Source organism: Pedobacter sp. ASV12 (assembly GCF_016429155.1).
In the GTDB taxonomy this organism is placed as follows: Bacteria; Bacteroidota; Bacteroidia; order Sphingobacteriales; family Sphingobacteriaceae; genus Pedobacter.
In genome coordinates, this window is sequence record NZ_JAELUC010000009.1 from 22,550 (window position 1) to 35,227 (window position 12,678).

Sequence of the window (12,678 nt, forward strand, 5' to 3'; positions counted from 1 at the left end):
TTTTTAAACGGCATGGCCCTCCACTTTGCCATGGTGAAAGGATTCATGCTTCGTCAATGTATGTTATCGAATGGCCTTTACCTTGGCCACAATCAGGCTGATGCAGATACCGAAGCACCCGATTACCGCATAAGAATACCTCAAACTCGAAAGTGCCGAAATATAGCCGATTAGCGGAGGCCCCATGAGGAAGCCAAAATAACTTACGCCCGAAACCATGGCCAAGGCAATGCCAGGCGCGACTTTGGTATTGTTACCGGCAATACTGTAAACCATGGGTACAATGCCCGACACGCCAACACCTACCATCATAAAACCAATGGTGGCCGGAATAAGATAGGGAAAAACAACCGATAGCAACATCCCACTCGAAATAACAACGCCACTTACCTGCAGCAACCTTTTCCGGCCATAGGCAGCAATAACCTTATCGCCCAAAAAACGGCCGGTAGCCATCATGATCATGAAAGAGGTATAGCCCAAAATAACCAAGGCGTGCGGTGCCTTTACAATCTCCTTAAAATAAACACCGCTCCAATCGAACATGGCTCCCTCTGTAGCCATGCTGCAAAAGCCAATAATGCCCAATTGTATCAATACGCCTTGTGGCCGGGTAAATAATTTCGGTTTTTCCTGTTGCACAGGTTTCTTGGCTTCCAGCAGATACCTATAGTTGATGCCGATGTGCACAAAGGCCAAAACAGCGATCATGCAGAAATGCAAATAGGGTGAAGCATGCAGGCTCGTCATGAGCAGACCTACCAAAGCTCCCGAAAAGCCACCAACACTCCAAGCGCCATGAAAAGAGGTCATGATAGGCTTGCCATAATAGCTCTCTCCGGCTACACCCTGCGTATTCAAAGCTATATTGCAAAGATTTCCGGTAATGCCGAATATAAACAGCATCAGTGCCAATTGCCAACCTGTATTGGCCAAAGCCAAGTTGGTTAGCGCCAAGGCATACAAAGGCGCACCAATGGTAAGCATGCGCTTGCTGCCAAAAACGGTGGTTAAACGACCAGATACCGGCATGGTAAGCAACTGGCCCAAGGGCAAGGCCAACAAAATACTGCCCAGTTGCGCATCAGAAAGCTGCAGGGCCGATTTGAGGTCGGGAATACGGCTGGCCCAGGAAGCAAAGCAAAGGCCTTGGCCAAAATAGAAAAGCGAAACCGCCAATCGCACTTTTTTCCTGCTATAAGGATGAACTATTGCATCGGAGGCGAGGATGGGCTCGGCACTTGCTGACATGCTTGATTTTTTTTGGGTGGAAATAGAGCTCGCAAATTTCTTCAAATTAGCCGAGAAAAGCATAAAAAAAGCCGGCAAATCTACCGGCTTTTGATTTTGAAATGACTTTAGCCTTTGAGCTATAATTTATCTGGCTGAAAGAATTTAACCGTTCCGTCATCTTCATTCGATACAATTAACAAGCTCCTGCCGTTAGGGCTGTCTTTGGCTTTCACAAACAAAATGCCTTCTGGAGCATCGCCGGTTGAGAACAACTGCACAAATTTAGGCGCGGCTGGATTGCCGATATCGTAAATGGCAATCTGGTCTACCCTCTCCATACCGATAAAGGCCAAAGTCTGCCCGTTTACCTGTGCCACAACAACACCTTCAACCTCTACGCCTTTATTGTCCGAGCGGTCGTCGTCGTATTTGCCGGCATCAATTACGCGTTGCTCTAAATCCTTGCCAATATTGGCTACCAATTGTCCGGTTGAGGCATTGATAATGCTCAGGCTTCTGCCACCGGTAGCATATAATTCGTCGTAATCACCATCGCCATCGGTGTCGCCAAAGAGCTTGGTTACGGTTAGGCGACCCAAATTAGCATCCTGCTTCAGTACTGATGCCGTTGGAAACTTGGTTGGATCCAGTGTCAGGTCTTTCACCCTGGCTTCTTCATTAAAAGCACTGTAGGCACGGGTATCGCCTTCGTTGGCCAAGGCCAGATAGCTGGTATTGTTGACGGTGAAATGCGCAATGGCATCTGGCAGGTAAAATGCTTTGATTGGCCAGTTTTTCAATTCTTTTTTGCCATCCTTATCGCTTACGTCAAAAGGATTTTCGGCCAGGCTGATGTCTCTTGTACCCAAAGGCATAATTTTGGTAATCGCTCCTGCAATTATGTCGATTTCGGCTACGCCATTGTTCTCCTGTAGGGTTACGTAGGCTTTTTTACTATCGGCTGCTACTGCAATGTATTCTGGTTCAATATCTTTGGCAAAGGATGCGTTCAGCCCGTAAATCCTGAATCCGTTGGCCACCAGAGTTGCCTTTTGGCTTTCGAAGCCTGAAAAATCCATGGTCTTAACCGAATAGTTATCTTTGACGTTAATAATGGAAATCGAACCTACCGGATCAACAGTATAAGTATCGTTCGGCTCGCCTTCGTTGGCCGTTAAAATGTAATTGCCATCAGGACTAAAAGTTACCATGTCGGGCATGGCACCAACGGTGATCTTTTTCAGTTCTTCTAGGGTTGATGTTTTAATGATGACCACATCGCCATTGCCCTGCTTGTCGGCCCCATCTAAAGCTACAGCCAACAAACCATTGGAAACTGCTACGCTGTTGATGCCTGCATTATTGGGAAAGGTAATGGTTTTGACTTTACTTACCGCAGGATAGGCACTTAAATCGACCACTTCTACTTTGGTGCCACCATCGTTGCTCACCACGAATAGTTTTTTGGTACTTGGGTCGTAGGCCGAGATTTCGGCTGCAGTGGCTCCGCCCAAATCAATAGAGGCAATCTCCTTAAAGCTTGCCGGATTTTCTGCAACAATGGGCTCCGGAATAGGTTCATCGGTTTTTTTGTCTTTTTTACAAGACGCCAATGCCATGGCCACAATTAACAATGCATTAAATAATTTTCTTGAGTTCATGTCTTATCTGTTTTACGGCAAAAATATTTAGCCGGCTGCACAGAAATGTTCAACACTCATTATCATTGTGTTAACAAATCATAAACTCATCAAAAACAAAAAACATGGGTAGGCTGTGAGCCACAAACAACCGAGTTTAAAACAAAAAGTCCCGTAGCAAAATACTACGGGACTTTGAAAAAACATCTTCAAGTTCAGGGCTTCCTACCCCAGACTAAATATGGATCGCTCTGTTAGCAGTTGCGGCCAAAGCGGCTTCTTTTAAGGCTTCGGTATAGGTTGGGTGTGCATGGCAGATCCTGGCAATATCTTCGGCCGAGGCACGGAACTCCATCGCTACTACGGCTTCGGCAATCATGTCGGCCGCACGCGGACCAATCATGTGTACGCCCAAAACTTCATCGGTTGCCTCATCGGCCAATACTTTGATAAAGCCATCGGTATCCATGCTGGCCTTGGCCCTGCCACTTGCTTTGAAAGGGAAGGAACCGGTTTTGTATTTTACGCCCTGCTCTTTCAACTGCTCTTCGGTATAACCTACAGAAGCCACTTCTGGCCAGGTATAAACCACACCCGGAATTAAGTTATAGTTGATGTGCGGTTTTTGTCCGGCAATGGTTTCGGCTACGTAAATGCCTTCGTCTTCGGCTTTGTGGGCCAACATGGCACCTTTAATCACGTCGCCAATGGCATAAACCCCCGGCACCGAAGTCTCCAAATGCTCATTTACTGGAATTTTTTTGCCTCTTTCTTCAACAGTAATACCGATCTTATCCAAGCCTAAACCTTCGCTATAAGCCGTACGGCCAACGGCAACGATACAATAGTCGGCTTCCAGTTTAATGGCTTCGCCTTTCGGGTTATCGGCAGTTACGGTAACAGTTTTGCCTTTGGTAGTGGCACCGGTTACTTTGTGGCCCATGTAAAACTCCATGCCCAGGGTTTTCTTCAGTACACGTTGCAATTCTTTGCCTAAACCAGCGTCCATGGTGCTGATGATAGATGGCATAAACTCAACCACAGAAACTTTTGTTCCCAGGCGCGCATACACCGAACCCAATTCCAAACCAATTACGCCGCCGCCAATAACCACCATGCTTTTGGGCACTTCTTTAATGTTCAAGGCTTCGGTTGAAGTAATGATGCGTTTTTTGTCGATAGGCAAAAACGGCAAGGCTGTTGGCTTAGAGCCAGTAGCAATAATTACATTTTTGGCGTTCAGGGTTTCGGTAGTACCATCAGCTTTGGTTACCAAAATGGTGTTTTTATCTACAAAAGAACCTACGCCTTCAAAGGCATCGATTTTGTTCTTTTTGAAAAGGTAGGTAATACCCGCAGTGTTCTGCAAAACCACATCGTCTTTGCGGGCAATCATCTGCTTCATGTCTACCTTTAAATCTTTAAGGTTGATGCCATGCGTAGTGAACGTATGTGCTGCATTGTGGTAATGCTCAGAAGAATCCAATAAGGCTTTTGATGGAATACAGCCCACATTGAGGCAGGTGCCGCCATAAGTTTTATATTTTTCAACTACGGCCGTTTTTAAGCCTAATTGTGCACAACGGATGGCACCTACATAACCGCCCGGTCCCGAGCCAATAACAACTACATCGTATTGCATAGTAAAGATCTTTTTTTGTGAAACAAAGTTAAGGAATAGGTTTGAATGTTTGGGGCTTGATTTTTCGAATGTTACACTATTCTGGTTGATAGTCCATAGTCCATAGTCCATAGTCCATAGTCCATAGTCCATAGTCCATAGTCCATAGTCCATAGTCCATAGTCCATAGTCCATAGTCCATAGTCCATAGTGGGATTGTTCGATTGCTACATGGTTTAATTGCTGGGATTGTTAACTGTAAACTTGAAACTGAAAACTGGTAACTACAAACCGGCAATCACACCCCAGTTTTGTCATTTCTCCCCCACATCAAACCCAACAATTCTGTTCAACTTTGTTTAACCAAAAACCAGCATTATGTCATTTCAAGCTTATTTAAACACCATTAAGGTACAAACGGGCAAAACCCCTGCCGATTTCAGGCAAATGGCCGAAACCAAAGGCTTTACTGTTAAAGGCGAACTCCAGGTCAAAGCAACCGAAATTACCAATTGGCTCAAGGCTGATTTCGGTCTGGGACACGGCCACGCCATGGCCATCTATGCCCTGCTCAAGGGAATCAAAGACGAGAACAGCCAATAGGTACATTTGCACCTATCCATGAGCGATCAATCATAGCTTAAAAGTGTAACTTCTTTAAATACTTAGGTTTTTGAAACCGGCTTTTTTTATATTTATGGTTCATAACTAATTTCTTCATCATGAACCGCCTAAAACTGATTGTAGCCCTACTGAGTTTTGCCCTGGCATCTGCTCAAGTCGCAGCCCAAAACACCTACGTTAAAGACAATTATACCAAAACCGACACTTACATTACCATGCGCGATGGGGTCAAGCTTTTTACATCTATTTATGTCCCTAAAAATGCCTCGGCGCAGCAAAAATACCCCATCATGATGCAACGCACCTGCTATAGCGTTGCGCCTTATGGTGCCGACAAATATCCCAACCGTTTGGGTCCTTCGACTACCATGATGAAAGAAGGCTACATTTTCGTATACCAAGACGTGCGTGGCCGCTACAAAAGCGAAGGTACTTTTACCAATATGACCCCGGTTATCGACAACAAAAAAGCCAAAACCGATGTTGATGAAGGCTCAGATACCTACGACACCATCGATTGGCTGATCAAAAATGTAGCCAACAACAATGGCAACGTAGGCCAATGGGGTATTTCCTATCCTGGGTTTTATACCGCGGCCGGTATTTTGAGCAACCATCCGGCCCTTAAGGCCTCTTCGCCGCAAGCACCAATTTCCGATTTCTTTTTCGACGACTTTCACCACAACGGCGCTTTCCTGCAAAGCTATTTCTTTACCTTCCCAGTGTTTGGCGTTCAGAAAAAAGATACCACAACTACCGCTTGGTACAACAACCAAATGATCAGGACGGGTACCAGAGACGGCTACCAATTTGGCCTCGACTTGGGCCCACTAAGCAATGCCGACAAGTATTACAAAGACAATTTTTTCTGGCAAGAAACGGTTAACCACCCTAGCTACGACGAGTTCTGGCAAAAAAGAGGCTTGTTGAAACACTACCAGCCCAACCTTAAAACTGCAGTGATGACCGTAGGCGGCTGGTTCGACGCCGAAGATCTTTCGGGACCGTTGAACATTTACAAAACCATCGAAAAGAAAAACCCAAATGCTTACAATACCATCGTAATGGGACCATTTGGCCACGGACGCTGGTCGAGCGAAACCGGCCACACCATGCACAGCAACGTTTATTTTGGCGATAGCATTGCTACATTTTACCAAAAGGAAATCGAATCGAAATTCTTCAGCCACTTTTTGAAAGGCAATGGCGACAAAAACTCGAACCTGCCTGAAGCTTACATGTTCGATACCGGCCTCAAACAATGGAACAAATTTGATCAATGGCCAGCTGCCAAAGCCACCAAGCAAAAGCTGTTTTTGGGTGCTGATGGCAAATTGACTTTCTCGCAGGCCAAAACTGCCGGTTCTGTTTCTTATGTGAGCGACCCCATGAAACCGGTTCCGTATACCGAAGACATAACTACCTCGACCGGCTTTACGCCACACAATTACATGAGCGAAGACCAGCGCTTTGCAGGTCGCCGTACCGATGTACTGGTTTTCCAAACCGATGTGCTGACCGAAGACATTACCTTGGGTGGCGAAATCATGTCGCACCTTAAAATTGCAACCACGGGCAGCGATGCCGATTTCTTTGTCAAACTGATCGATGTATATCCGGCTGACGAGCCCAACAATCCTTACATGCCGAACAAGAACATCACCCTGAGCAATTATTGGCAAATGGTCCGCTCTGAAATCATGCCGGCCCGTTTCCGCAACAGTTTCGAGAAACCAGAACCCTTGGTGTCAGGCAAAAAAACCGATGTCAATTTCCGTTTGCAAGACGTATTGCACACCTTTAAAAAAGGCCACCGCATTATGATCCAGGTACAAAGCACAGCTTTCCCGTTGTTTGCGCGCAATCCTCAAAAATTTGTAGCCAACCCGTACAAAGCCACACAAGCCGACTACATCAAGGCTACCCAAACCGTATTTAACGATAGTTTTATCGAAGTTGACGTGATCAAATAAACCATGAGAAACCTTAAATCACTCTTATTACTGGTCCTAACCTGTTTTACGACAACCACTTGGGCGCAAGAAAGCGATTCGGCCTACGTACGCAGCCACTATACCAAAATAGAACGCCAAATTCCGATGCGCGATGGCGTGAAACTGTTTACGGCCATCTACATTCCGAAAGACCAAAGCCAAAAATATCCCTTTTTGCTCAACCGCACGCCCTATACCGTTGCCCCTTATGGCCAAGACAAGTACAAAACCAGCCTGGGCAATTTTCCAGGCATGATGCGCGAAGGCTTTATCTTTGTTTATCAGGATGTGCGTGGCCGTTGGATGAGCGAAGGGAATTTTGAAGACATCAGGCCACAAACCAACAAAAAAGGCAAAAACGATATCGACGAAAGTACCGACACTTACGATACCATCGACTGGTTAGTTAAAAACATTGCCAACAACAACGGCAATGCTGGTATTTATGGCATCTCATACCCGGGCTTCTACTCTACCACCTCGTTGCCCAATGCCCATCCGGCCCTAAAGGCGGTTTCGCCACAGGCACCGGTAACCGATTGGTTTATGGGCGACGATTTCCACCATCGTGGCGTGCTGTTTTTGATGGATGCCTTTAGCTTTATGAGCAATTTTGGCGTGCCTCGCCCGAAACCCATTACCCCAGACAAAGGCCCTAAAGGCTTTAAATTTCCTATCCAGGATAATTACCGTTTTTACCTGGAAGCCGGAAGCGTTAAAAACCTGAAAGAAAAATACTTTGCCGACAGCATCAGATTTTGGAACAACCTGTTCAAGCACCCCAACCTTGATACCTTTTGGAAAGCAAGGTTGATTTTACCGCATTTAACCAACGTAAAACCTGCAGTAATGGTGGTTGGTGGCTTTTTTGATGCCGAAGATGCCTATGGCACTTTTGCGACCTACAAAGCCATCGAAAAACAAAATCCGGGCGCCAACAACATCCTGGTGGCAGGCCCATGGTTTCACGGTGGCTGGGTACGCAGCACAGGCAGCAGCTTTGGCGACATCCAGTTTGGCCAGCCCACCAGCACTTATTATCAAGAAAACTTTGAATTGCCCTTTTTTAAATACTACCTCAAAAACGAAGGCAGCTTTAAAGCCGGTGAAGCCAATATTTTTGTAACGGGCAGCAACCAATGGAAAAAATTCGATACCTGGCCACCAGTTGCTACCGAAAGTAAAAATTTGTACCTGCATCCCAACGGCAAATTGGCTTTCGAGAAAGTTGGCCGTACTGACAGCTGGGACGAATACGTGAGCGATCCGAACAATCCGGTGCCTTACCAAGACGGCATACAGGCCAAGCGTACCCGCGAATACATGATAGACGACCAGCGCTTTGCCGCACGCAGGCCAGACGTAAAAACCTATCAAACCGATGTTTTAACAGAAGACCTAACCGTTACAGGGCCTGTGCTGGCCAATTTGGTGGTTTCTACCACCGGAACCGATGCCGATTATGTAGTTAAATTGATTGACGTTTACCCGGAAGATGCGCCTAATCCAAGTCCAAATCCCCAAAACATCATCATGGGTGGCTACGAAATGCTGGTTAGGGGCGAAATTATGCGTGGCAAATACCGCAACAGCTTCGAAAAGCCCGAACCTTTTGTACCCGGAGCCATTACCAAGGTTAACTATCCCTTGCCCGATGTAGCCCATACCTTTAAAAAAGGCCATCGCATCATGATCCAGATCCAAAACTCCTGGTTCCCATTGGCCGATAGAAATCCACAGCGATTTATGGATATCTATCAGGCAGAACCGAAGGATTTCCAAAAAGCAACACACAAAATTTACCACGATACTTTTAACAGTTCTTTTATTACCCTAAATGTTTTAAAACCATAATCTCCATATAATGAAACGAATACTTTTAGCGGCCCTTTCCTTGCTGCTGTTCAGCATTACAGCGAATGCCCAGTTAATGGCTAATAAGAAAGACTATACCCGGGCCGATACGCTAAGGGGTATGCTTACACCCCTGCGTACTTGTTACGACATCAATTACTATCACCTGGATGTGAAAATCAATCTTGAGGAAAAATCGGTAAGCGGCAGCAATGAATTTGCTTTTACTGCTACGCAGGATTTTAACAAATTGCAGTTCGATCTGTTCGAAAACCTTAAAATTGACAAAATTGTTTACAAAGGTGCCGAACTTCCCTATACCCGCGAATTTGGAGCCGTATTTGTAACTTTCCCCAAAACCATAAAAAAAGGCGCAAAAGACCGTTTCACAGTATTCTATAATGGCAATCCAAAGGTTGCGCGCAATCCGCCTTGGGATGGCGGGTTCATCTTTAAGAAAGACAAAGCCGGCAATCCTTTTGTTTCGGTAGCCTGTCAAGGTTTGGGTGCCAGCGTTTGGTGGCCTAACAAAGACCATCAAAGCGACGAGGTAGACAGCATGTTGATCAGCATTTCCGTGCCAAAGGATCTAGACGAAATTTCGAACGGCCGCTTGCGCAGCGTTGTTGATCAGCCCGATGGCTATAGGCAGCACAACTGGTTCGTGGCCAATCCCATCAACAACTACACCGTAACTTTTTACATTGGCAAATATGCCCACTGGACAGATACCTACAATGGCGAAAAAGGCCCGTTAACCATCGATTATTGGTCGCTTAAAGAAGACAGTGCCGTGGCGCGACCGCACTGGGATGCCGACGTAAAGCCAATGCTCGAATCGTTCGAGCACTGGTTTGGTCCTTATCCATGGTATAAAGACGGCTACAAGCTGGTGCAGGCGCCACACCTGGGCATGGAGCACCAAAGCGCTGTGGCTTATGGCAATCAGTTTAAAAAAGGCTATTTGGGCAGGGATTTGTCAGGCACAGGCTTAGGCTTGAAATGGGATTACATTACGGTACATGAAAGCGGCCATGAATGGTTTGCCAACAACATTACCACCAAAGATATTGCCGATATGTGGGTGCATGAGGGCTTTACCAGCTACTCGGAAGCCTTATTTACCGAATCGACCCAAGGCAAAAAAGCCGGCGACGCTTATGCCATCGGCTTGCGCAGAAGCATTGGCAACCGTACCCCAATTATTGGGCCTTACAACGTAAACAAGGAAGGCGATGGCGACATGTATCCCAAAGGTGCCAACTTGATCCATACCATTCGCCAATTGATCAACGACGACGAGAAATTCAGGTCGATTTTAAGAGGCTTGAACTCGACTTTTTACCACAAAACCGTAACCACGGCCGACGTAGAAAACTACATCAGCAAGCAGAGCGGCTTAAAACTGCAAAAGGTTTTTGACCAATACCTTAGGTATACCAACATTCCGGTATTGGAATACAAAATCAACAATGGCGTATTGTCTTACCGCTGGATTACCGACGTGAAAGGATTTGATATGCCGGTAAAGGTTTCGCTCAAAGCCGACGATTATACCTTTATCTACCCAACCAACGATTGGAAAACCACCAAAATAGACAGTTCGGTAAACATGGACACCTTTAAAGCCGAGCCCAACTTTTATGTAAAAGTGAAAAAGGGCGAATAATTTAGCCTGCTAAAATTAAAGAGCCAATCTGTTAATTCAGGTTGGCTTTTTTACGATTTGAGTTGTCCACATCTTCAACAGGCTAACTCTCTAATCAGCCAATCATATTATAGGTTGAGCTAATTTTTTCCTCAGGCCATGCAACTTTTCAAAAAAGTTCCACGTCTTATCATAAAACAACCTATTCACACATGAAAAAATTATTCGTTTCGTTAAGTTTCATGGCAGCTGTGGCCTGCTTGAACCTGCAGCCGGTTTTGGCGCATATTTACCCTATTGTTATTGGTTACAAAACCAAAAAACAGGAAGAAGTAAAAAACTATAATGGCGTTGCCGCCGGTGGCCCTATCGATGTGATCATCCAATTAGGCGACAGCGAAGGCATCAGATTTGAAGGCGATGCCGATGCTATTGCGTCTTTGATTGTTGAAGTTAAAAACAACGTATTAACCATCAGGCCAGAAAACAGCTGGAATAACTGGTCGCGAAAGTACGACAACAGAAAAGTAACGGCCTACATAAAAGCCAAAAGCTTAAAAAGCTTAACCATGTCTGGTTCGGGCAAAATGAGCGTGAACGGCACCATCAAAGGCGCTTCTCTCTCGTCGGTTTTAAGCGGGTCGGGCAGCATCAGCGCCAGCGCCCAGGTCAACAAGTTCAACGGCGTAATCAGCGGTTCGGGCTCGCTCAACTTTACCGGTAGCGCCGATGATGCCAGTATCGTAGTAAGCGGTTCAGGTTCGTTCAGCAGAAAAGGCTTTTCGGTAGGCACATTGTCTACAACGGTTAGCGGATCGGGCAATGTAAACGTCAATGCCGAAAAAGAAATCAATGCCGTAATCAGCGGTTCGGGCAGTGTAAACTATTCGGGCGATCCTTCGGTACAAAAAAGAGTATCAGGCTCCGGCCGCGTAAGAAAAATATAAGGCGCTTTTAACACACAACAAAAGCAAAGCTCCTTTGGAAAATACCAAAGGAGCTTTTTTATGACCTATCGTTAAATAGATTAAGGGGTTGTGCCTTAAAATTGATAGCCCAAAACCGTTAAATTCTCGGCATACCTGATGGTTTGGCTGGCTCGGTCTATATCATTCCTGCCGGTAGTGTGAATACGTGAAAGATCGGTAAAACCCACTTTGGTTGTATTTTGCACGTAAAATCCCTTGGTGATATAAAACTTGATACCCGCCTTGGCCGAAATGCCATAGCCGGCAATGTTCCAAAAGTTGTTTTTGCCTACGCCAAATAAATGCACATCACTTCTTGGTATCATCATGCCTACGCCTAAACCGGTTTCAAAGGTCAGCGAAGTTTCTCGCGACGGCGCTACCCAAAGGTCGTCATAACGCTCAATCTCGGTACTGATATAATTAAACCCGTCGGTATGCTCAAAAGTCAGCATATTATCTTTTACCTGCAGCGGTGTGTTGTTGTAGGTACCTGCATAGGCGCCTGTAGGAATAGCCGGATTAGAAATGGTCGAATTGATATAGCCCTCAACATTTACCGTTTGCGGAATATCCATTACATATTTCATGTGATCCCAACCGATAGAAATACTGTAGTTATCCTTGATAAAATAGCCAAAACGGAAGTTGAATTGTGGCGTGGTAATCAAAGTTGGATCCAAATACTCTAGCGACAAGCGTTTGGGGCGGTCGTGCGCCTTCACGTCTTTCAGCGTAAAATCATAACCCGGGCCTTTAAAATGGATATCGCTTTCATCATACCAGGAGAAGTTATAGCCCCAATGGAAAAACCAGTTGCCTTTGCGGGAAAAGTTTCTTTTAATTTCGTTAGCGAAAATGCTTTTGCCAATTTTGGCTACCGGAGCAGGTTGCGGCATAATCTCTTGTGCACTTATTTTTCTTCCGAAAAACAAGGTTATTAATAAAATGGGTAATCTTTTCATGGTGTGCAGTGCTATAGTAGCACTAATTTGTTTTTTAAGACGGCCAAAAATACGCAATGAAATTCTCCAAAAACCCCCATAAAATGCTAAAAACATGTTTTTACATTAAGATGTTAAAACAGGCCTGTTGG

The 12,678-nt window shown here is 45.5% G+C and carries 9 protein-coding genes; 5 read left to right on the forward strand and 4 right to left on the reverse strand.

What is annotated here, in order from left to right; all coding sequences use genetic code 11:
- Positions 1–63: 63 nt before the first annotated feature.
- The 3 genes from JHD69_RS04480 to lpdA all read right to left on the reverse strand — a co-directional run bounded on the left by JHD69_RS04480 (position 64) and on the right by lpdA (position 4,515).
- Positions 64–1,251, reverse strand: coding sequence for an MFS transporter (locus JHD69_RS04480; protein ID WP_199137783.1), 1,188 nt, complete (start codon positions 1,249–1,251; stop codon positions 64–66).
- Positions 1,252–1,370: 119 nt separating this feature from the next.
- On the reverse strand, positions 1,371–2,894 hold the full coding sequence (locus JHD69_RS04485) for a choice-of-anchor I family protein (RefSeq protein WP_199137785.1): 1,524 nt from the start codon (positions 2,892–2,894) through the stop codon (positions 1,371–1,373).
- A 214-nt stretch (positions 2,895–3,108) separates the two neighbouring features.
- Complete coding sequence (gene lpdA / locus JHD69_RS04490; protein ID WP_199137787.1) at positions 3,109–4,515, reverse strand: dihydrolipoyl dehydrogenase; 1,407 nt, start codon at positions 4,513–4,515, stop codon at positions 3,109–3,111.
- 357 nt (positions 4,516–4,872) lie between these two features.
- Between lpdA and JHD69_RS04495 the strand changes: the two genes are divergently transcribed.
- From JHD69_RS04495 to JHD69_RS04515, 5 genes are all read left to right on the forward strand, one after another.
- Positions 4,873–5,097, forward strand: coding sequence for a DUF4287 domain-containing protein (locus tag JHD69_RS04495; RefSeq protein WP_199137789.1), 225 nt, complete (start codon positions 4,873–4,875; stop codon positions 5,095–5,097).
- Positions 5,098–5,216: 119 nt separating this feature from the next.
- Positions 5,217–7,091, forward strand: coding sequence for a CocE/NonD family hydrolase (locus JHD69_RS04500; RefSeq protein ID WP_199137791.1), 1,875 nt, complete (start codon positions 5,217–5,219; stop codon positions 7,089–7,091).
- A gap of 3 nt (positions 7,092–7,094) precedes the next feature.
- Positions 7,095–8,966 carry a CocE/NonD family hydrolase gene (locus JHD69_RS04505; RefSeq protein ID WP_199137793.1) on the forward strand — a complete coding sequence of 624 codons (1,872 nt, stop codon included), beginning with the start codon at positions 7,095–7,097 and terminating at the stop codon, positions 8,964–8,966.
- Between the two features lie 10 nt (positions 8,967–8,976).
- Positions 8,977–10,635, forward strand: a complete 1,659-nt coding sequence (locus tag JHD69_RS04510) for a M1 family metallopeptidase (RefSeq protein ID WP_199137795.1) — start codon at positions 8,977–8,979, stop codon at positions 10,633–10,635.
- A 191-nt stretch (positions 10,636–10,826) separates the two neighbouring features.
- Positions 10,827–11,561 carry a head GIN domain-containing protein gene (locus JHD69_RS04515; RefSeq protein WP_199137797.1) on the forward strand — a complete coding sequence of 245 codons (735 nt, stop codon included), beginning with the start codon at positions 10,827–10,829 and terminating at the stop codon, positions 11,559–11,561.
- Between the two features lie 95 nt (positions 11,562–11,656).
- On the opposite strand, the gene JHD69_RS04520 is transcribed toward JHD69_RS04515, so the two are convergent.
- Complete coding sequence (locus JHD69_RS04520) at positions 11,657–12,547, reverse strand: hypothetical protein (RefSeq protein WP_199137799.1); 891 nt, start codon at positions 12,545–12,547, stop codon at positions 11,657–11,659.
- Positions 12,548–12,678: the final 131 nt, after the last annotated feature.

Coding starts and splice junctions, on each gene's coding strand:
- JHD69_RS04485 (WP_199137785.1), bottom strand. CDS start 2,894: ATGAACTCAAGAAAATTATTTAATGCATTGTTAATTGTGGCCATGGCA.
- JHD69_RS04510 (WP_199137795.1), top strand. CDS start 8,977: ATGAAACGAATACTTTTAGCGGCCCTTTCCTTGCTGCTGTTCAGCATT.
- JHD69_RS04520 (WP_199137799.1), bottom strand. CDS start 12,547: ATGAAAAGATTACCCATTTTATTAATAACCTTGTTTTTCGGAAGAAAA.
- JHD69_RS04480 (WP_199137783.1), bottom strand. CDS start 1,251: ATGTCAGCAAGTGCCGAGCCCATCCTCGCCTCCGATGCAATAGTTCAT.
- JHD69_RS04515 (WP_199137797.1), top strand. CDS start 10,827: ATGAAAAAATTATTCGTTTCGTTAAGTTTCATGGCAGCTGTGGCCTGC.
- JHD69_RS04500 (WP_199137791.1), top strand. CDS start 5,217: ATGAACCGCCTAAAACTGATTGTAGCCCTACTGAGTTTTGCCCTGGCA.
- JHD69_RS04495 (WP_199137789.1), top strand. CDS start 4,873: ATGTCATTTCAAGCTTATTTAAACACCATTAAGGTACAAACGGGCAAA.
- lpdA (WP_199137787.1), bottom strand. CDS start 4,515: ATGCAATACGATGTAGTTGTTATTGGCTCGGGACCGGGCGGTTATGTA.
- JHD69_RS04505 (WP_199137793.1), top strand. CDS start 7,095: ATGAGAAACCTTAAATCACTCTTATTACTGGTCCTAACCTGTTTTACG.